This window comes from Paracoccus sp. R12_2 (assembly GCF_017744015.1).
GTDB lineage: Bacteria > Pseudomonadota > Alphaproteobacteria > Rhodobacterales > Rhodobacteraceae > Paracoccus.
Genome location: NZ_JAGHRA010000003.1, coordinates 255,658 through 276,443 on the forward strand (window position 1 = coordinate 255,658; position 20,786 = coordinate 276,443).

The following is a 20,786-nucleotide window of genomic DNA, read 5'->3' on the forward strand; positions in this document are numbered from 1 at the left end:
GTCCCCGGCAGTTAGGTCGCCGCCCCCGCGCCTGCGGAGGCGGCAGGATCAGATCACGAACCGGCCAGCCAGCTGTTGAAGCGTTCGGTCAGTTCGGCGTCGTGGTCGGCCCAGAATTCCGGGTCGTCCATCACCGCAGAGGTCATGTGATCCGGGTTGGTGGGCATGTGCGGCGCCATTTCGGTCTCGCCATCCTGATACATGCCAACCAGCGCGGCCGAGGATTTGCGCGCCGGTCCATAGGCGATGTATTTCGCTTGATCGGCAAGACGCTGGGTATCGGTGGCGAATTTCAGGTACTCCATCGCCGCCTCGGGGTTGGGCGAGTCCTTCGGGATCACGAACATGTCCAGATCCATGTACTGGCCGTCCCAGATGATCTTGAAGGGCTTGCCCTCGGCCACCATCGCGTCGAAGAAGCGACCGTTATACCCGGTCGCCATCGTGACCTCGCCATCGGCCAGCAGCTGCACGGGTTGCGCACCTGCTTCCCACCAGACAACCTCGTCCTTGATGGTGTCCAGTTTCGCAAAGGCCTGTTCGACGCCCTCATCCGAACCCAGCTTGTCATAGATCTCGTCCGCGGGCACGCCATCGGCGATCAGCGCCAGATACAGGGTGCGCTTGGGGTTCTTGGGCAGGCCACGCTTGCCGGGGAACGCCTCGAGATCGAAGAAGTCGGCGGCGGTCGATGGCGGATTCTCCGCGAACTTGGTCTCGTCGAAGGCGATGACCGTGCCCCAGAAGATGTTCGCCACGGCGCAGTCCAGCAAAGCGCCGTCAAGGAAATCTTCCTCGGCCGGGGTGCCGTCCGGGGCGGCCGGCAGGACCGCCGGATCGATCTCGACCAGCGCGCCTTCGTCGCACAGCCGGATGGCGTCGGACACTTCGACATCGAACACGTCACCGCTGATGTTCCTGGCCTCGACCTGCGCCTTCAGTGGCGTGGCAGGGTTGTCGGCGGCGATCATGTTCACCTTGATGCCGGTCTGTTCCGTAAAGGGCGCATTATACGCCTCGACCTGCGAACGTTCATACGCGCCCCCCCAGGACACGACATTGACCTCGCCTTCGGCGGCAACTGCAGCCGACGCAAGACCCGCGATCGCGGTGGTCAGAATAAGGGTCTTTTTCAAGATTTTCTCCCGTTGGATATTGCGGCTTTCGGCCGTCTCGTTGCTTGCCCGTGTTCGGGCCGGCGGACGCAGCCCTCGCCGCGTCCGCCGCTTTCCTCAACCGGCAAGCCAGCTGTTGAAACGCTCATTCAATTCGGCATCGCGATCGACCCAGAAATCCAGATTCGATCCAAGCGCGTTGGTCATGTTCGCCTCGGTCGTGGGCAGGTTCGGACCCATCGGCTGATCGGTTCCCTCGATATTGCCGACCAGTGCCGCTGCCGAACGACGCGGCGGACCATAGCTGATGAATTCGGCGGCACGCGCCTGCTGCTTCGATGCCGTCGAGAATGCGACGAATTTTTTCGCTTCCTCAAGATTCGGCGCGCCCTTGGGCATCACCCAGCCTTCCATCTCGTAGATCTGACCATCCCAGATGATCTTGAAGGGCTTGCCCTCGCCCTGCGCCGCGTTGAAGATCCGGCCGTTGAACGCATAGGCCATGGACACTTCACCATCGGCCAGCAGTTGCGGTGGCTGGGCACCGGCCTCCCACCAGATCACGCTGTCCTTGATCTCGTCCAGCTTGGCAAAAGCCTGATCGACGCCCTCAGCCGTTTCCAGCACCTCATAAACCTGATCGGCGGGCACGCCGTCGGCCATCAGCGCCAGTTCCAGGTTGAACTTGGCGCCCTTGCGCATGGTGCGCTTGCCGGGGAACTTCTCCAGATCGAAGAAATCCGCAGGTCCGGCGGGCTTTGCGTCGGTGAATCTGGTATCGTCATATGCCAGCACCATCGAATAGACATCGGTGCCGACGAAACAGTCGGTGATCGCGCCTTCGATGAAATCATCTTCCGCAGGCGTTCCATCTGGTGCCGCTTCCAGCATCGACACATCGATCATCTCGACCAGCCCCTCGTCGCACAGCCGCACCGCGTCGGCATATTCGACCGAGGCCACGTCGGCCGTGACATTGCCCGCTTCGACCATCGCCTTGATCGGCGTGGCGGGGTTGTCGGCGTCCGCCATGTTCACCTTGATGCCGGTCTCGGCCTCGAACGGCTTGGCATAGGCTTCCAGGTGGCTGTTGCCATAGGCGCCGCCCCAGGACAGCAGGTTGACATCGGCAAGCACCGGCGACGCCACAAGGCCAAGCGCGGTGGTCAGTATCAGGGTTCGGGTCATCGCTTTCTCCAACTGCACGGTTCTCGCGGCGCCTTGGCCGTCATTCTTGGCCCTTGCGGGCAAGCGGCGCCGGACCCGAAGGCCCGGCGACGAAATCAAGAGGCCAGCCAGGCCGCAAAGCGTTCATTCAGCTGCGACATGTTATCGACCCAGAAATCGTTGTCGAACGCCAGCGCGTTGCCCATGTTCTCGGGCGAGGTCGGCAGGTTCGGCGGCATCGGAATATCGGTGTCCTTGTAGTTTCCGACCAGTGGCGCCGAACTTTTGCGCGGCGGGCCATAGCTGATCTGCATGGACGCGCGCGCAAGCGATTCCGCGCTTGTCGAGAACTTGAGATATTCCATCGCATTCTCGGGGTTCGGGCCGTCGATCGGCATGACCCAGCCTTCCATCTCGTAGATCTGGCCGTCCCAGACGATCTTGAAGGGTTTGCCCTCGTCCACGGCGGCGTTGAAGATGCGGCCGTTATAGGCCTGCGTCATCACCACCTCGCCATCGGCCAGCAATTGCGGAGGCTGGGCGCCCGCGTCCCAGAAGATCGCGTGTGGCTTGATGGTGTCCAGCTTGGCAAAAGCGCGATCCAGTCCCTCGGGCGTCGAGAGAACCTCGTACACCTCATCCGCGGGAACACCGTCGGCCATCAGCGCCATTTCCATGTTGAAGCGCGGCTCTTTCAGCACGCCACGCTTGCCGGGAAAGGCCTCGACATCAAAGAAATCAGCGATGCTGGAGGGCGGGTTGTCGGGAAAACGGCTTTCGTCATAGGCGACGATGGTCGCGTAGACATCCGTTGCGACAAAGCAGTCCGACAGCCCGCCTTCCAGAAAATCTTCCTCGGCCGAGGTTCCGTCGGCGGCAGTAAGCAGATCGGCGGGGTCGATTTCCTGCAACATCCCCTCGTCGCACAAACGGGTCGCATCGGAATAGCCGATGCTCGCCACGTCGGTGCTGACATTGCCCGCCTGCACCTGCGCCTTCACCGGCGTCGCCGGATTGTCGACATCGGTCATGTTGACCTTGATGCCCGTCTCGGCCTCGAACGGCTTGTTGTAGGCATCGATCTGAGACTGAGAGTAAGCCCCGCCCCAAGACATGACTTCGACCGTGCCCTCGGCCATCGCCCAGGATGGCGAGACGAGAGCAGTGCAGATCAGTATGGTTCTTTTCATTGGCTTACCTCTTCCTGTTCAGATCGGGTCCAGGGCGCGTGCATCCGCCGGATGCCAGCCGACCTTGATCTTCTGGCCCGGCTCAAGGTGCGTCTGGCCCTGGGTGTTGCGCATCTTCATGACGAAATCATCCGCCCCCGCCACGTTCAGGCGGGCACGAAGGATGTCGCCCATATAGATGACCTCGACGACGGTCGCGTCGATCATGTGCGCGTTGGGCGGCATCATTTCCGGCTTGAACTCGACCCGCTCGGGCCGGATCGACACAAGGGTCTGCTGCCCTTTTTCCGTGACATTCACCGGGGTCGCGTCGATCAGTTCGCCCGATGACAGGCGCACAAGGGCGTTCTCGCCGCTCAACTGCTCGATGGTTCCCGGCAGCTTGTTGTTTTCACCGATGAACTGCGCGACGAAGCTGTTTTCCGGACGTTCATACAGATCGGCCGGTGCGGCAAGCTGCTGGATGCGGCCGTCGTTGAACACCGCAACCCGGTCCGACATGGTCAGAGCCTCGCCCTGATCGTGGGTCACATAGACGACCGTGATGCCCAGTCTCTCGTGCAGGTGCTTGATCTCGAACTGCATGTGTTCGCGTAGCTGCTTGTCCAGCGCACCAAGCGGTTCGTCCATCAGCACTAGCTGCGGATCGAAGACCAGCGCACGCGCCAGCGCAATCCGCTGTTGCTGGCCACCCGACAGTTGCGCGGGACGGCGACTTGCGAAGCTGCCCATCTGAACCATGTCCAGCGCGCGCTTGACACGGGTTTCGCGTTCGACCTTGTCCATCCCCCGCACTTCCAGCGGAAAGGACAGGTTTTCACCCACCGTCATATGCGGGAACAGTGCATAGTTCTGAAACACCATGCCGATGCCGCGCTTGTGCGGGGGAACCTGGTTGATCGGCTTGCCCGCCAGGCGGATTTCGCCATGGGTCGCGGTCTCGAAACCTGCCAGCATCATCAGGCAGGTCGTCTTGCCCGATCCCGACGGCCCAAGCATGGTCAGGAATTCGCCCTTGCCGATCGCAAGGTTCAGGTCTTTGACGACAAGTGTCTGGCCGTCATAACTTTTTTGCACATGCTCAAAGGCGACGTAAGCGTCGCCAGTGCCTTGATCCAGCAATGAGCGCTCTCCCTGTTTTGATATGGTTATTCAGCGCGAGGCCGAGGTTACGCGCGCTATCGGCGCGCTGGCAACACAATTTGCGACATTTCTTTCGCAGGATGCGTCGGCTGATTACAGCGACATCACGCCGTGGCTGCGAACCCGCCAGCCGGAACATGCCAAGGTTGCGAGAAATCCTGCTGCAAGGGGTAATTCGGCCCTTCAGGAACGCGTGGCGCCGGTTGGGGAAGGGTCCGACGATCCTGCGTACTTGATGCCGTGACGACGGCGTAAAGCGCCGAATCCACCTGTGATCTGCGGCAATTGCTGCCTCAAGCGCTGTCTCGAACCACCATAGCACCGAGAAACTTGCGATCCAGATTGGTCGTGTCGGGGCTTTCAAGCACATCGACCAGATAGTTGGACATCTGGGTAAGCGGCTGGCGATAGGTCGTCAGACGATAGTTCGGGCTTGCGGCCTGGGGCACGTCGTCGAACCCGATCACGGCGATATCTTCCGGAACACGCAAGCCAAGCCGGTGCCGGATCGTATCGACGACCCCAAGCGCAAGTGCGTCGTTCTCGCACACGATCACATCCGGCAGACTGGCCGCGTCACGCCCCTGCAACGCCTCAAGCGCCACTTTCTCGGCAAGCATCGCATCGTATCTGGCGACCGAAACGCTGTCCGGCACCACACCGAACCGATGCTGCCAGATCGTCGCGAATGTTTCCTTGCGCAGCAGATGCGCGGAAACCGTCTCTGGTCCCGCCATGTATAGCGGGCTGCGATAGCCCTTCTGGATCACATAATGCGCGATCTCGCGGGTGGCGGCCTCATCGTCGACGGCGATCGAAATGGTGTTGGGGTTCTGCGAAGTACGGGCAAAAATGATCAGCTTCTTGAAGCGGCGGGCGCCAAGTGCCGTCGCCAGAACTTCGTCGTCGAACTGGATCCCGATCAGGATCGTCGCATCCACGCGGCGCTGGCTGGCATTCATCAACGCAGGCGCCGTGTCCTCGCGGTCCAGAGTGTTGACCAGCAACGTATCCCACCCCCGACTGCGCAGCGCACGGGTCAGACGTTCCAGCATCACCAGCTTGTGGGGATTGGCGAAATCATCGACCAGCAGTGCGACAAGGTTCGATCGCGTGGAGGCCAGGGCCGCCGCACTCAGATCGGGCACATAGCCCAGTGACTGCGCCGCCGTGATGACCCTGGCCCGCGTCTTGGGTGAGATCGAAGCATCTTTCTTGAACGCCCGATTGACAGTCCAGCGCGAAACTCCGGCTGCAACGGCAACATCATCGGCGGTGACATTGTCGAAGCTGTCTGGTTTCGGCACGGCGCACATCCTGTTCACGATTGGCGGCCCATTCGGGCCTGTCCCTGTCAGCATAGCTGCGCAAGCGGCCGAATGCACCTAAAATGCACGCGGGTGCAAAAACTGTTTGCACGCGCGTGCAAATCATGTATCCCTATCGTCGCAAGCGCAGAAAACAGCGCCGCAGATTCGGGAGGTGAAGATGTTGAGGGTAGGATTGCTGGGCGCGGGTAGGATCGGTCAGGTTCATGCAGTGAACATCGCCGGAAACGCCCGTTCGTCGCTGGTCGCGGTATCGGATGTCGACCAGAACGCCGCAACCAGACTGGCATCGACCCATTCGGCAGAGCCACGCAGTTCCGAAGATATCCTGGCCGATCGGGATATCGACGCCGTGCTGATTGCGACGTCGACGGACACGCATTCCAACCTGATCGAAGCCGCCGCCCGCGCGGGCAAGGCAGTGCTGTGCGAGAAGCCCGTGGATCTGTCGCTGGAACGCGCCCGGCAATGCCTCAGCAGCGTCGCAGACACCGGCGTGCCGATCATGATCGGGTTCAATCGCCGTTTCGATCCGAATTTCGCGACGCTGAAGACCTCCATGTCGCGGGGCGAGATCGGCAACCCGGAACTTTTGTCCCTGACCTCGTTCGACCCTGCCCCGCCGCCGCTGGCCTATATCAAGGTGTCGGGCGGCCTGTTCCGCGACATGATGATCCACGATTTCGACATGGCCAACTTCCTGATGGGGGAAACGCCGGTTGCGGTGCGCGCCGTGGGCAGCAGTGTTGTGAACCCGGAAATCGGCGCGGCCGGCGATGTCGATACGGCTGTCGTCACGCTGACATACGCCGATGGCCGGATCGCGGTCATCAAGAACAGCCGTCGCGCCGTTTACGGATATGACCAGCGGGTCGAAGTGCTGGGATCGGACGGGCTGCTGCAGGCCGGAAACATGCTTGAGAACACCGTCGTCAGATCGACGGCGGATGGCGTCGTCTCGGGCAAGCCCACCTATTTCTTCCTTGAACGCTACATGCCCGCCTATGCCGCCGAGTGGGAGGCATTCCTGGCCGCAACGCTGGACGGGTCCGACATCCCGGTGACGCTGCAGGACGGAATCACGGCACTTGCTATGGCCGAAGCCGCAACGGAATCGGCCAGGACCGGCCAGGCAGTCGCGATGGAGGAATAACCGCGATCGAGATGTCGCCGCCCCGGAGGAGCGGGTGCGTCGACCTTCACGGCATCCGGCTGGCTGCAATGCCGGAAGACCAGCAGTGACGACCAAGGTCGCTGCGCAAAACAACCCAAAGGGAGGGGAAATCATGAAGACAGTTCTAGCCTCGATCGCCACCGCGGCGACATTGGCAGCAATGCCTGTCGCGGCCGCCGACATCATTGTCGTGGCCCACGGACAGGCGAATGATCCGTTCTGGTCGGTCGTCAAGAACGGCGTCCAGAAAGCGGGCGAGCATACCGGCGCGAATGTCGAATTCCGTTCGCCCGAAACCTTCGACATGGTTCAGATGAGCCAGTTGATCGACGCCGCGGTGAACCAGGAACCCGACGGGCTGGTGGTATCGATCCCCGACGCCGACGCGCTTGGTCCCTCGATCCAGCGCGCGGTCGATGCGGGCATTCCGGTCATTTCGATGAATTCGGGCGGCGACGTGGCCAGGGATCTGGGTGCATTGCTGCATGTCGGCCAGTCCGAATACGATGCCGGCAAGGCCGCCGGAGAGAAGCTGGCCGAAATGGGCGGCTCCAAGGGCATCTGCGTCAACCAGGAGGTCGGCAACGTCTCGCTGGATCAGCGTTGCGCAGGTTTCGCCGAAGGCTTCGGCAACCAGGTCGATGTGGTACCGACCATGAACGACCCGACCGAAGTGCAGTCCAAAGTTCGGGCGGCGCTGGAATCCGACCCAGATGTCGATACCGTCCTGGGCCTTTCCGCACCGCTGGTGGGCGAACCTGCTGTGGCTGCAGTCAAGGCCCTTGGCCGCGATGACGTCCTTATCGCAACCTTCGATCTGTCGGCAGGTTTCCTGCAGGCCGTCGCCGATGGCGATGCGGCCTTCGCCATCGACCAGCAGCAGTTCCTGCAGGGCTATCTGCCGGTCACCTTCCTGGCACTGAATGCCGAATACGGACTGGTGCCGGGCGGTGACGTGCCCTCGGGCCCCAACCTGGTCACCCAGGATGCTGCGGCGCAGGTGATCGACCTGTCGGCGCAGGGCATTCGCTGACACCTGAATAGCAGGGTCGCGCGCTTCCGCGCGGCCCCCGTCCGAACCGGAGGTGATCATGTCTGCAGATAATCTCTTGCAGCAGGATGAGCGCGTGCGCGCGGAATCCCTTGCGACCAAACTGATGAAGAAGCCCGAACTGGGCGCGATCGGCGGCGTGGTGCTGGTGACGCTGTTCTTTCTGTCCACGGCGGACGGAGCGATGTTCACGCTGTCGGGCATCATGAACTTCATGACGCCAGCCGCACAGTTGGGAATACTGGGCATTGCGGCCGCGATGCTGATGATCGGCGGAGAGTTCGACCTGTCGATCGGCTCGATGGTGGCCTTTGCGGGCATGATCTTTGGCGTTCTGACCGTCAATCTGGGACTGCCGCTGATCTTCGCCATCCCGCTGACCATGGCCTTCGCCGCATGCATCGGCGCGCTGAACGGCGCCATCGTGCTGCGCACAGGGTTGCCGTCCTTCATCGTCACGCTTGCGGGGCTGTTCATCCTGCGCGGCGCGGCGCTGGTGGGGTTGAAGCTGTTCACGGGCGGTTCGACCCAGCTGCGCGGCATTCGCGACGCGGTCGAGGGCGACTGGCTTGCACCGATCTTTTCGGGCGACGCCTTTACCGGGCTGTTCGGATGGCTGGCCGGTATCGGCGTGATCGACAGCTTCAGTTCCGGCATGCCCAAAGTGCCGGGCATCCCGGTCGAGATCATCTGGTTCGTCGTCTTCGCCCTGGTCGCGACCTATGTCCTGGTCCGCACGCCGGTCGGCAACTGGATCTTCGCAACGGGGGGCGACACCAATGCGGCCAAGAATTCGGGTGTGCCCGTTCGCGGCGTCAAGATCTCGCTGTTCATGCTGACGGCCTGCGCGGCGTCGATGGTGGCGATCATCACCGTGATCGATGCGGGTTCGACCGATGCCCGGCGCGGCTTCATGAAGGAATTCGAGGCGATCATCACCGCCGTGATCGGGGGCTGTCTGCTGACCGGCGGCTACGGCTCGGCCATCGGCGCATTCTTCGGCGCGATCATCTTCGGCATGGTCACGATCGGGCTGACCTACACGAATTTCGATCAGGACTGGTTCCAGATCTTCCTGGGCGGAATGCTGCTGCTGGCGGTCGTGTTCAACAACGTCATCCGCAAGCGCGTGACGGGAGAACGGTAAGATGACCCAACCGATCATCCACATGGAAAACATCACCAAGCACTTTGGCAATGTCATCGCGCTGAACGGTGTGACCTTCGACGTGACCCCCGGCGAATGCCACTGCCTTCTGGGCGACAACGGCGCCGGAAAATCGACCTTCATCAAGACCATGTCGGGCGTGCACAAGCCGACCTCGGGCGAGATCTTCTTCGAAGGCAAGCCCCTGTCCTTTGCCAGCCCGCGCGAGGCGATGGAGGCCGGCATCGCCACCGTCTTCCAGGATTTGGCGATGATCCCGCTGATGTCGGTGACGCGCAACTTCTTCATGGGTCGCGAACCGACCAAGGGCCGCGGCCTGACCAAGCGCCTGGATATCGAACGCGCCAATCAGATCACGATGGAAGAGATGCGCAAGATGGGCATCAACCTTCGCGCGCCAGATCAGGCCGTGGGCACGCTGTCGGGCGGTGAACGCCAGACAGTCGCAATCGCCCGCGCGGTCCATTTCGGGGCCAAGGTGCTGATCCTTGACGAACCGACAAGCGCGCTTGGCGTGCGCCAGACCTCGAACGTGCTGTCGACCATCGCGCGGGTGCGCGAACAGGGCGTCGGCGTCGTGTTCATCAGCCACAATGTCCGACACGCGCTGGCAGTGGGTGACCGGTTTACCGTGCTGAACAGGGGCCAGACCCTTGGCACGGCGGTCAGGGGCGAGATCACGTCATCCGAACTGCAGGATCTGATGGCCGGAGGTCAGGAGATGGCCCAGTTGGAAGGCTCGCTTGGCGGCACGGTCTAGGACTTGCGGGCAAGCGGCCTTGCAGGCCGCCTGCTCTGTTTGATCACGACATCCGAAGGCACGGGAACATGGTTCACGGAACTGACAAATCGCTTGGCGTAGCCCTGATCGGAACGGGGTTCATGGGCAAGTGCCACGCAATGGCATGGCGGAATGTGGCGACTGTCTTTGGCGGCGTGCATCCGACCCTGGAACTGCTGGTCGACATTCCCGACCGCGCGCAGAAGATGGCCGGACAGTTCGGCTTTGCCCGCGCCAGTGACGATTGGCAGGCCGCCGTCACGGACGACGCCGTCGATGTCGTGTCGATCACCACGCCCAACGGCCTGCACCGTCAGATGGCCGAAGCGGCGTTGCGGGCGGGCAAGCATGTATGGCTGGAAAAGCCGATGGCGCTGACCCTGGCCGATGCGCGGTCGATGGCGGATCTGGCCGCCGCGCATCCCGAACAGGTGACGCTTCTGGGCTATAACTATCTGCGCAATCCGGCCTTTCAGGCCGCGCAGCAGATGATCCGGGCGGGCGCAATCGGCCGACTGCTATCCTTCCGCGGTGTCTACGACGAGGATTACTGCGCCGACCCGGATCTGCCATGGTCGTGGCGCATGACGCACAAGGACGGCGGCCTGGGCGCGCTTGGCGATCTGGGCTGCCATTTGGTCAGCGTGATGACCGCGCTGATGGGGCCCGTGGCCGAGGTCACGGCAATGACCCAGATCTCCATCCCCGCGCGGCCGTCAGCCGAGGGGCCACGCCCGGTCGAGAACGAGGACAGCGCCTTGGCGTTGATCCGATTTGCCAGCGGGGCGCAGGGGTCCTTTGCCACGTCGCGCGTGGCACGTGGGCGGAAATGTCGCCTGCAATGGGAAATTCACGGCAGCGATGGCACGATCGTCTTCGATCAGGAACACATGAACGAATTATGGGTGCACCGCAGCGGTGAGGCAGGCTTCGTCCGCCATGTCAGCGGGCCGCAGCAGCCCGATTTCGCCCAATTCTGCCCCGCACCGGGACACGGATTCGGGTTCAACGAGCAGAAGGTCATCGAATGCCGCGACCTGATCCGCGCCATTCGCGAAGGCCGTCCCGCGACACCGGACTTCGCGCAAGGCCTGCAGATAGAAAACATTATCCACGCAATGGCGCAATCGAACGGACGCCCCATTCGGATCGAGGAGGCAAGCCATGCAACCGCTTGACGTGATCACCATCGGCCGTGCGGGTGTCGATCTCTATGGGGATCAGGTCGGCGGGCGGCTTGAGGATATGGGATCCTTTTCGAAATATATCGGCGGGTCTCCGACCAACATGGCTTGCGGCACGGCACGGCTGGGATTGCGGTCGGGGCTGATCACGCGGGTCGGCGACGAGCATATGGGCCGCTTCATCCGCGAGGAACTGGTTCGCCATGGCGTCGACGTGACCGGGGTCGCCACCGATCCCGACCGGCTGACCGCATTGGTGATCCTGGGCATCCGGGACGAAGACAGCTTTCCGCTGATCTTCTATCGCGAGAATTGCGCCGACATGGCCCTGTGCGAGGATGACATAGACCCGGACTTTATCGGCCGATCTCGCAGCGTGGTGGCGACGGGGACGCATCTCAGCCATCCGCGCACCGAGGCCGCCGTGCTGAAGGCGCTGCGGATTGCGCGCGACAAGGGCCTGCAGACCGCGCTGGACATCGATTACCGCCCCAATCTGTGGGGCGTGGCCGGGCATGGTGACGGCGAAAGCCGCTTTGTCGAAAGCGCGAAGGTAACGTCGAAACTTCAGGAAAGCCTGCATTATTTCGACCTGATCGTGGGCACGGAAGAAGAGTTTCACATCGCGGGCGGCAGCACCGACACCATCGCAGCCTTGCGCGCGGTGCGCGCGGTCTCGGACGCGGTGCTTGTCTGCAAGCGTGGCCCGATGGGCGCGGTCGCATTCAGTGGCGCCATCCCGGACCGTCTGGACGCGGGCGAATCCGGGCCCGGCTTCCCGATCGAGGTGTTCAACGTGCTGGGCGCGGGCGACGGCTTCATGTCGGGCCTGCTGAAGGGCTGGCTGGACGGCGAGGACTGGCCCACCGCGCTGACATACGCCAATGCCTGCGGAGCCTTCGCAGTCAGCCGCCACGGCTGCACGCCCGCCTATCCAAGCCTTGCAGAACTGCGGTTCTTTCTGGATCGCGGTGTCGTGCGCCCCGATCTGCGCAACGATGCGGAACTGGAACAGATCCATTGGGCCACCAATCGCCACAGCCGGAACACCGGCGACTGGTCCGAAATGCGCGTCTTTGCGTTCGACCACCGCATCCAGTTGGAAGAAATGCCTGGCTATACCGTGGCAAAGGGCAGCGCGTTCAAGGAATTGTGCCTGAATGCCGCGCTGCGTGTCGCGGATGGGCGCCCCGGTTTCGGCATTCTGTGCGATGATCGCATCGGACGAACGGCCCTGCACCGCGCCAGCGGCTCGGGCCTGTGGATCGGACGACCCTGCGAATGGCCAGGTTCGCGCCCGCTGGATCTGGAACCCGATCTCGGGACGGATTGCGGCGGACTGCAATCCTGGGCGCGCGAGAACGTGGTCAAGGTGCTGTGCTTTTGCCATCCGGACGACGACGATGGCATGCGCGCGCATCAGGAATGGAAAGTGAAGCAGTTGTTCACCGCCGCGCGCCGCAACGGACTGGAATTCCTGCTCGAAGTGATCCCCTCGAAGGTTGGACCGGTCGACGACACGACCACCGCAACGCTGATCCGGCAGTTCTATGCAGCGGGGATCTGGCCAGACTGGTGGAAGCTGGAACCGATGACGCGCCGAGCCGGCTGGTCCGACGCCATCGCCGCGATAGAGGAACATGACCGCCACACGCGCGGGATCGTGGTGCTGGGTCTGGACGCCCCCGAAACCGAACTGCAGGCCAGCTTCGAAATCGCGGTAGGCTTCGAACTGGTTCGTGGCTTCGCCGTGGGCCGCACGATCTTCGGTTCCGTGGCGCGAGACTGGATGCAGGGCCGGATCGCTGATGATGACGCCGTGGACCAGATGGCCCGCCGCTATGCGCGCCTGTGCGAGGTCTGGGACAAGGCAAGAAAAGCCGCTCGTGCGGCGACTTGAGAAGCTTTCCGGCGGCAGCAGCCGGGATATTGGAACAAGGAAGATGAGGCCAAGCGATGGGTGAGACGATCCGGTTGACCGCGGCGCAGGCGATGGTGCGCTGGCTGTCGGTGCAGATGACCGAGGATGATCAGCGGTTCATCGAGGGTATTTGGGCGATCTTCGGTCACGGCAACGTGGCCGGGCTGGGCGAGGCGCTGCAGGGGCTCGGTGACGCCCTGCCGACCTGGCGCGGCCAGAACGAACAGACCATGGCGCATGCCGCCATCGCCTTTGCCAAGGGGCATGCGCGGCGCCGGGCGCAGGCGATCACCACCTCGATCGGACCGGGTGCCACCAATGCGGTCACGGCGGCGGCCCTGGCGCATGTGAACAGGCTGCCCCTGCTGATCATCGCTGGCGACGTCTTTGCCAATCGCCGCCCCGATCCGGTGCTGCAGCAGATCGAGGATTTCGACGACGGCACGGTGTCCGCGAATGACTGCTTTCGCCCGGTCGTCCGGTATTTCGACCGTATCACCCGCCCAGAACATCTGCTGACCGCCCTGCCGCGCGCGATGCGGGTGATGACCGATCCGGCGAATTGCGGCCCGGTTTGCCTGTCCTTCTGCCAGGATGTGCAGGCCGAGGCCCATGATTGGCCCGACGCGTTCTTCCAGCCGCGGGTCTGGCGTATCCGCAGGCCCGAACCCGACGCGCAGGAACTGGCCGAGGTTACGGAGCTGATACGTGCCGCCAGCGCGCCGGTGATCGTCGCAGGCGGTGGTGTCGTCTACTCGGGTGCCGAACAGGCCCTGGCTGATTTCGCGACCCGCCACAACATCCCGGTGATCGAGACACAGGCCGGCAAGTCGGCTTTGGCACAGGCTCATCCGATGAATTTCGGGGCTGCGGGCGTGGATGGTTCAGCCGCTGCCAATGCCGCCGCCAGCGCGGCCGATCTCGTGATCGCGCTTGGCACGCGCCTTCAGGATTTCACCACCGGTTCGCGCACGCTGTTCGGCGATGCCCGGATCGCGGCGATCAATCTGCAGCCCTATGACGCGGCCAAGCACGGCGCCGCCAGCCTTGTGGCTGATGCGCGCGTGGCGCTGGAACGACTATCCGCGAAGCTTGGCGGCTATCGCGCCGAGAACGCCGACGCCAATGCGCGCGCCTCGTGGCTGGCGGCGGTCGATGCCCATTGCGCGGCACCGGCCGAAGGCAACGAGTTGCCCACCGACGCGCAGGTGATCGGGGCCGTGCAGCGCGCCACCGGTGAGGACGCGATTGCCATGTGTGCCGCCGGCACCATGCCCGGCGCGCTGAAACTGCTGTGGCAACCCGGCCAGGGCGGCTATCACATGGAATACGGGTTCAGCTGCATGGGATACGAGATCGCAGGCGCGATGGGGCTGAAGCTTGCGCGGCCCGACCGCGAGGTGATCTGCTTTGTCGGCGATGGCAGCTACATGATGGCCAATAGCGAACTGGCCACGGCAGTCATGCGGCGTGTGCCCTTTACCGTCGTGCTGACCGACAATCGCGGCTTCGGCTGCATCAACCGCCTGCAACAGGGCTGCGGAGGCGAGCAGTTCAACAATCTTTACAAGGATTGCAATGTCGAGGTGCAGCCGCAGATCGACTTTGTCGCCCACGCGGCCAGCATGGGTGCGCATGCGGTCAAGGCCAGTGGCATTGCGGACCTTGAGGCGCAGATCGCCGCCGCACGCGACCGCGACATCCCGACCGTGATCGTCATCGACACCACCGCCGCCCCCGGTCCGGGCGACGGGTTGAAGGGTGCGGGTCATTTCTGGGATGTCGCCGTTCCCGCCGAAGCTGGCACCGAAAAACTGAAACAGACCTATGCGCGCTATCTGCAGCAGATCGCGCGCCAGGTTACCGTGAATTGAGGCAGAGATGATCAAGTTTGGCACCAACCCGATTGCCTGGGCCAACGACGACGACCAGACGATCGGCGCCGATATCCCGACCCAGCGTATCCTTGAAGAGGCTGGCCATCTGATCGGCTTTGATGGGATCGAGAATGGTCATCGCTGGCCGCAGGACGATCCGCAGGCATTGATGGAACTGCTGGCCGGATATGGGCTGGCCTTCGTGTCCGGCTGGCATTCGATGCATCTTTTGACCCATTCGGTCGAGGATGAGAAACAGGCGATCCAGCCGCATCTGGACAAGCTGAAGCACAATGGCTGCAAGGTGTGCATCGCCTGCGAGACCTCGAACAGCATCCAGGGCCAGAACCTGCCGCTGAGCGAACGCCCAGTGCTGGATGTTCAGGGCATGAAGGATTTCGGCGCCAAGGTGGAAGAAATCGCGCGGTACTGCGAAGATCAGGGCATCGCGCTGGTCTATCACCACCACATGGGCACGGTCGTGCAGTCGCCCGATGATATCGATGCCTTCATGGCCGCGACCGGACCGGCGACCAAGCTGCTGTTCGATGCCGGGCATTGCTATTTCGGCGGCGGCGATCCGGCCGAAATTCTGGCCCGTCATGTCGCCCGCGTCGCGCATTTCCACGCCAAGAACGTGCGTCCCGCGATCCGCGCACGGGTCGAGGCCGAGGGCCTGTCCTTCATGGACGGCGTGCGCGCGGGCGTCTTCACCGTGCCCGGTGACCAGGAAGGCGGGATCGATTTCGAACCGCTGCTGCGCATCCTGAAGGGCCATGGCTATGACGGCTGGATCGTGATCGAGGCCGAACAGGACCCCGATCAGCGCAACCCGTTGCTGTATCAGACGCTTGGCCTGCACACGCTGAAGCGGATCGCCCGCGAAACCGGACTGATCTGAAAGGAAAGCCGATGCCCGATCTTCTGAAACGCCCCTTCGGCACCCATGGCAAGGTTCATCAGATAACGCCCCAAAGCGCGGGCTGGCGCCATGTCGGGTTCGACCTGATCCGCCTGCGCGCGGGCGAAAGCTGGACCGAGTCCACCGGCGAATGCGAAATCATCATCGTCATGGTCGAGGGTCGCGCAAGGGTCACCGCCGCCGGTCGCGATTGGGGTGAACTGGGCCAGCGGATGAATGTCTTTGAAAAGACCCCGCCGCATTGCCTGTATGTTCCCAACGGCCAGGACTGGTCGCTGGAGACCACCACCGATGCGACCATCGCGATCTGCAAGGCGCCGGGACGTGGCGGCCATCAGGCGCGGCGGATCGGGCCGGATGGGATCACCCTGACCCAGCGGGGCGAAGGCACGAATGCGCGCTTCATCAACAATATCGCGATGGAGGCCGAGGATTTCTGCGACAGCCTGCTGGTGACCGAGGTGTTCACCCCGGCAGGCAACTGGTCATCCTATCCCAGCCACCGCCATGACGAGGATGATTTCCCCCGCATCACCTATCTTGAGGAAACCTATTACCACCGCCTGAACCCCGCCAATGGCTTTGGTATCCAGCGCGTCTATACCGACGATCTGTCGCTGAACGAAACCATGGCAGTCCATGACGGCGACGTCGTCTGCGTCCCGCGTGGCCACCATCCCTGCGGCGCCCCCCACGGGTTCGAGATGTATTACCTGAACGTGATGGCGGGTCCGCGCCGGAACTGGCGCTTCGTCCCCGCGCCTGAAGTCGAACACCTGATGTAGCGCCGCCCTGCCCCCGTGTGTCGGAGACCATCCAGTGACCCAACCCTTTCAACTTGCCGCCTGCGCTGAAATGCTGTGGCGCGACCGTCCGATCGAATGGCGCGCCGCACGCCTGACCGAGATGGGACTGGGTGTCGGTCTGTGGAACTGGCCCGATCACGATCTGGCCAAGCTGCAGGCAGTCGGCGCAAACTACACCATCATGAACGGGTATCTTCAGGGGCGGCTGGCCGATGATGAGGGGGCCCAGATGCTTCTGGCCTCGGCGCGCGAAACCGCGCGGGTCGGCAAACGACTGGGCGTTGCGCGGTTGAACCTGCACGGCACCGGCCTGGGCGACGGCGGCATCCCGATCCGGCAGCACGAACAGATCAGCGGCGCGATGTGGCTGAAGGCGCGGGACACGTTGCACCGGATCTGCGATCTGGCCGAGGAAGAAGACGTGATCTTCGCATTGGAAAACCTGAACCAGATGGATCATCCGGGCTGCCCTTTTGGCTCGACCGCCGATGTGCTGGCGCTGGTGACCGCCATCGACCGGCCGCAGCTGCGCATCAACCTGGACCTGTATCACACCCAGATCGGCGAGGGTGATCTGATCCGCTGGTGCCAGAAATGCCTGCCCTGGATCGGCGAAATCCAGGTCGCAGACAATCCCGGCCGGTTTGAGCCTGGCACGGGCGAGATCAACTATCCCAAGATAGCCGTTGCACTGGCCGCGATGGGCTATCGCGGTACCGTCGGCATGGAGGCCTTCGCGGCAGGCGAAGGCGACACGGCCGTATCGGCCTTCATCGATGCCTTTACCCTCTAGACGCCACGTCAGAGAACTCAGCTTGCGGGCAGCATCTTCCAGTCGTCGATCCCGGCCCGGTCCCAGTATTTCGCGAAGGCCGGATGGACCACCTTGCCCGCCAACAGCGCGCCCGGCTGGATCCAGTCGTAAAGACTGGCAGCCGATCGAACCTCGCGCGGGCCGGTGCGGATCATCAGGTGATGGGGCGTGAACTCGTCGGGATGGGTCAGCCCTGAACTTTCACAAGCCTCTTTCAGCGCGTACATTGTCGCGCGATGGAAATTCGCCGCGCGCTGCGCCTTGTCGGGTACGACCAGCGCGCGATACCGGTCGCGATCCTGGGTCGTGATGCCGGTCGGACATTTTCCGGTATGGCAGGCCTGGGCCTGGATGCAACCGATCGCGAACATGAAGCCGCGGGCCATGTTCACGCCGTCCGCACCCAACGCCGAGATCCGGCAGATGTCGAAGGCCGTGATGATCTTGGCTGACGCGATCAACTTGATCCGATCCCGGATACCAAGACCCACTAGGGTGTTGTGGACCAGCATCAACCCATCGCGCAGCGGCGCGCCCTTGTGATCCGCGAATTCGACCGGTGCGGCGCCCGTTCCACCCTCGCCGCCATCCACAACGATGAAATCGGGCGCGATTCCGGTCTGATGGAACGCCTTGGCCATGGCAAACCATTCCCACGGGTGGCCGACGCACAGCTTGATGCCCACAGGCTTGCCGCCGGACAGGTCTCGCAGCAGCTTGATGAAATCGCACAGCCCCCGTGGCGTCGAAAAGGCCGAATGCGACGACGGGCTGACGCAGGCGACGCCGACCGGCACGCCGCGCGCCTCGGCAATCGCTTCGGTCACCTTGGGACCGGGCAAGATGCCGCCGTGGCCCGGCTTGGCCCCCTGGCTCAGCTTGATCTCGATCATCTTCACCGCATCGTCGGCGGCGACCTTCTGGAACAGGTCGGGAGAAAAACCGCCGTCATGATCGCGGCAGCCGAAATAGCCCGACCCGATTTGCCAAACCAGATCGCCGCCCATCCGGTGATATCGCGAGATCGAGCCTTCCCCGGTCGTATGTGCGAACCCGCCGGCCAGCGCGGCGCGGTTCAGCGCCTCGATCGCGTTCGGGGACAGCGCACCGTAGGACATGCCCGAGATGTTGACCACCGAACTGTCATAGGGCTTGCGACAATCGGGCCCCCCGATCCTGATCCGGAAATCCTGTCCATCCAGATGCGGAGTGGCCATCGAATGGTTCAGCCATTCGTAACCATCGCTGTAGACGTTCCGAAGCGTTCCGAAGGGTCGAACGCCCTCGATCCCCTTGGCGCGGCGATACACGACGGCCCGCTGCTCGCGAGAGAACGGCGTTTCGGCGTGATCGTCCTCGACGAAATACTGACGGATCTCGGGGCGGAAATGTTCAAGAACATAGCGCATCCGCGACGACAGTGGATAGTTCCGCATCAGCGCGTGACTTGTCTGAAACAGATCGCTGATCCCGATCAGCGTCCCGACCAGACCCAACAATGCGATCAAAACCCCCAGGATCGGTGCAGACCCCAGCAATGCAAGCCCCAGCGGCATCATGCAGATGGCAATCACAAAGGGAATATAGCGTTCGTAATAGCGAACACGTTCGGACAGGCGCGTATAACGCAGGCGCATCGTCTCCTCCCTCCGCTCGAAGACAGTCATCAACTAGCACGGAAATTGTAACAGAAACAGCGGCGAAGATGCCTATTGCGACAGCACGGCGCCCGGATTCATGATCCCCAGCGGATCGAGGGCCTTCTTGATCGCGCGCATCGCGTTCAGGCGGGCGGGATCACCCCAGCGCGCCAGATCGCCCGTCTTCAGACGACCCACGCCGTGTTCGGCGGAAAAGGAACCACCGCGCGCCATCACCATTTCATGGATGCGCCGGGACAGGGCCTTGCGGACATTGTCATATTCCTCGCGCGCCCGCCCGCTTGCCGGGAACAGGTTGAAATGCAGGTTGCCGTCGCCAAGATGTCCGAAACAGTTCACCCGCATGTCGCCTTCGCCATCCAGCATCCGGCCCGCCTCGGCAATGAACCCTGCAACCTCGGACAAAGGCAGGCTGATGTCATGGCTGGCGATCGCGCCGACCGCCCTGTTGGCCAGCGGAATATGCTCGCGCAGCGCCCACAGATCGGCCGCCTGCTGGCCCGATCGGGCGATCACGCCGTCGGTCACAAGCCCGGCCTCGGCGCCATCGACGAACATCCCTTCAAGCGCATCGTCGGCCTTCAGCCCCTCGGGCAGGCCAACCTCGACCAGCGCAAGCCAGGCCGGAATCGGCGAAAACGGCTGCCGCATCTGCGGGAAATGTTCGGCCAGGAACCGAAGCCCCTGCCCCGACAGCAGTTCGAACGCGGTCACGCCACCCGCCATCCGGGACTGTGCCATGGCCAGCAATCGCAGCGCGGATGCAGGATCCTGAACCACCAGCAGGGCGACCCCTGTTTCGGCGGGCACGGGGGCCATGACCAGCGACGCGGCCGTGATGATCCCAAGCGAGCCTTCGGCCCCGATCAGCAGATCCCGAATGTCGTAGCCGGTGTTGTCCTTCCGCAGGCGCTTCAGGTCGTGCATGATCTGGCCAGATGGCAGCACCGCCTCGACCCCAAGACACAGCGCGCGGGCGTTGCCATGGCGCAGCACATTGACGCCGCCCGCATTCGTCGCCAGCACACCACCGATCTGCGCGGTCCCCTGCGATGCCAGCGACAATGGAAACTGCCGCCCCGCCTCGGCCGCCGCATCCCGCGCCGCCTGCAGGGTCACGCCCGCCTCGGCGACCATCACACCCTCATCGGCATGAACGTCGCGGATCGCCGACATCCGTTCCAGCGACAGGATCAGCGGCGGCGGACCGTCGGGCATCACCTGTCCACCCACCAGCCCCGTCCCGCCCCCTCGCGGCACGACCGCCACCCGCGCGGCGGCACAGGCGCGAATGATTGCCGCCGTTTCCTCGGCGTCGCGCGGCGCCGCGATCAATCCTGCATGCCCGCTGAACCGCCCGCGCGGCTCTTCCAGATATGAGGGTGCTATCTCGCGGATCACGCCCTGAGGCAGTTTCGCCGCAAGTCGTTCGTCCGCCGGGTTCAGATCAGATGTCATCGTCGCGTTCCGAAGATGTTTGCCGG

At 63.2% G+C, this 20,786-nt stretch carries 18 protein-coding genes; 11 read left to right on the top strand and 7 right to left on the bottom strand.

Annotated elements, in window-relative coordinates:
* Positions 1-53 precede the first annotated feature (53 nt).
* The 4 genes from J7359_RS05585 to J7359_RS05600 form a co-directional block, all read right to left on the bottom strand.
* Positions 54-1,136 carry an ABC transporter substrate-binding protein gene (locus J7359_RS05585; protein WP_209055550.1) on the bottom strand — a complete coding sequence of 361 codons (1,083 nt, stop codon included), beginning with the start codon at positions 1,134-1,136 and terminating at the stop codon, positions 54-56.
* Positions 1,137-1,232: 96 nt separating this feature from the next.
* Positions 1,233-2,303, bottom strand: a complete 1,071-nt coding sequence (locus J7359_RS05590) for an ABC transporter substrate-binding protein (protein WP_209055551.1) — start codon at positions 2,301-2,303, stop codon at positions 1,233-1,235.
* Positions 2,304-2,398: 95 nt separating this feature from the next.
* Positions 2,399-3,472 carry an ABC transporter substrate-binding protein gene (locus tag J7359_RS05595; protein ID WP_209055552.1) on the bottom strand — a complete coding sequence of 358 codons (1,074 nt, stop codon included), beginning with the start codon at positions 3,470-3,472 and terminating at the stop codon, positions 2,399-2,401.
* A gap of 18 nt (positions 3,473-3,490) precedes the next feature.
* Complete coding sequence (locus J7359_RS05600) at positions 3,491-4,591, bottom strand: ABC transporter ATP-binding protein (protein ID WP_209055653.1); 1,101 nt, start codon at positions 4,589-4,591, stop codon at positions 3,491-3,493.
* 25 nt (positions 4,592-4,616) lie between these two features.
* Here J7359_RS05600 and J7359_RS05605 point away from each other — a divergent pair, with 25 nt between their 5' ends.
* Entirely contained in the window at positions 4,617-4,859 is a 243-nt protein-coding gene (locus J7359_RS05605) for a hypothetical protein (protein ID WP_209055553.1), read from the top strand.
* A 49-nt stretch (positions 4,860-4,908) separates the two neighbouring features.
* Here J7359_RS05605 and J7359_RS05610 read toward each other — a convergent pair whose 3' ends face one another.
* Entirely contained in the window at positions 4,909-5,922 is a 1,014-nt protein-coding gene (locus J7359_RS05610; RefSeq protein WP_348524337.1) for a substrate-binding domain-containing protein, read from the bottom strand.
* A 181-nt stretch (positions 5,923-6,103) separates the two neighbouring features.
* Here J7359_RS05610 and iolG point away from each other — a divergent pair, with 181 nt between their 5' ends.
* The 10 genes from iolG to J7359_RS05660 all read left to right on the top strand — a co-directional run bounded on the left by iolG (position 6,104) and on the right by J7359_RS05660 (position 17,620).
* On the top strand, positions 6,104-7,096 hold the full coding sequence (gene iolG, locus J7359_RS05615) for an inositol 2-dehydrogenase (RefSeq protein WP_209055554.1): 993 nt from the start codon (positions 6,104-6,106) through the stop codon (positions 7,094-7,096).
* A gap of 133 nt (positions 7,097-7,229) precedes the next feature.
* Positions 7,230-8,150, top strand: coding sequence for a sugar ABC transporter substrate-binding protein (locus tag J7359_RS05620; RefSeq protein WP_209055555.1), 921 nt, complete (start codon positions 7,230-7,232; stop codon positions 8,148-8,150).
* A gap of 58 nt (positions 8,151-8,208) precedes the next feature.
* The gene (locus J7359_RS05625; protein WP_209055556.1) at positions 8,209-9,315 is read left to right on the top strand and encodes an ABC transporter permease; all 1,107 of its coding nucleotides are present in this window, start codon (positions 8,209-8,211) and stop codon (positions 9,313-9,315) included.
* A gap of 1 nt (position 9,316) precedes the next feature.
* Complete coding sequence (locus J7359_RS05630; protein ID WP_209055557.1) at positions 9,317-10,096, top strand: ATP-binding cassette domain-containing protein; 780 nt, start codon at positions 9,317-9,319, stop codon at positions 10,094-10,096.
* A gap of 68 nt (positions 10,097-10,164) precedes the next feature.
* On the top strand, positions 10,165-11,295 hold the full coding sequence (locus J7359_RS05635; protein ID WP_209055558.1) for a Gfo/Idh/MocA family oxidoreductase: 1,131 nt from the start codon (positions 10,165-10,167) through the stop codon (positions 11,293-11,295).
* Positions 11,282-13,201, top strand: coding sequence for a 5-dehydro-2-deoxygluconokinase (gene iolC / locus J7359_RS05640; RefSeq protein WP_209055559.1), 1,920 nt, complete (start codon positions 11,282-11,284; stop codon positions 13,199-13,201). Before J7359_RS05635 ends, iolC begins: the two co-directional genes overlap by 14 nt.
* A 56-nt stretch (positions 13,202-13,257) precedes the next feature.
* Entirely contained in the window at positions 13,258-15,096 is a 1,839-nt protein-coding gene (gene iolD / locus J7359_RS05645) for a 3D-(3,5/4)-trihydroxycyclohexane-1,2-dione acylhydrolase (decyclizing) (RefSeq protein ID WP_209055560.1), read from the top strand.
* 7 nt (positions 15,097-15,103) lie between these two features.
* The gene (iolE, locus tag J7359_RS05650; protein ID WP_209055561.1) at positions 15,104-16,000 is read left to right on the top strand and encodes a myo-inosose-2 dehydratase; all 897 of its coding nucleotides are present in this window, start codon (positions 15,104-15,106) and stop codon (positions 15,998-16,000) included.
* An 11-nt stretch (positions 16,001-16,011) separates the two neighbouring features.
* Positions 16,012-16,806: a 5-deoxy-glucuronate isomerase gene (gene iolB, locus J7359_RS05655; RefSeq protein ID WP_209055562.1), complete on the top strand. Its 795-nt coding sequence runs from the start codon at positions 16,012-16,014 to the stop codon at positions 16,804-16,806.
* A 34-nt stretch (positions 16,807-16,840) separates the two neighbouring features.
* Positions 16,841-17,620: a TIM barrel protein gene (locus J7359_RS05660; RefSeq protein WP_348524338.1), complete on the top strand. Its 780-nt coding sequence runs from the start codon at positions 16,841-16,843 to the stop codon at positions 17,618-17,620.
* Positions 17,621-17,637: 17 nt separating this feature from the next.
* Here the strand turns inward: J7359_RS05660 and J7359_RS05665 are convergent, their stop codons facing one another.
* The gene (locus J7359_RS05665; RefSeq protein ID WP_209055563.1) at positions 17,638-19,278 is read right to left on the bottom strand and encodes an FMN-binding glutamate synthase family protein; all 1,641 of its coding nucleotides are present in this window, start codon (positions 19,276-19,278) and stop codon (positions 17,638-17,640) included.
* A 72-nt stretch (positions 19,279-19,350) separates the two neighbouring features.
* On the bottom strand, positions 19,351-20,760 hold the full coding sequence (locus tag J7359_RS05670; RefSeq protein ID WP_209055564.1) for an FAD-binding oxidoreductase: 1,410 nt from the start codon (positions 20,758-20,760) through the stop codon (positions 19,351-19,353).
* Positions 20,761-20,786: the final 26 nt, after the last annotated feature.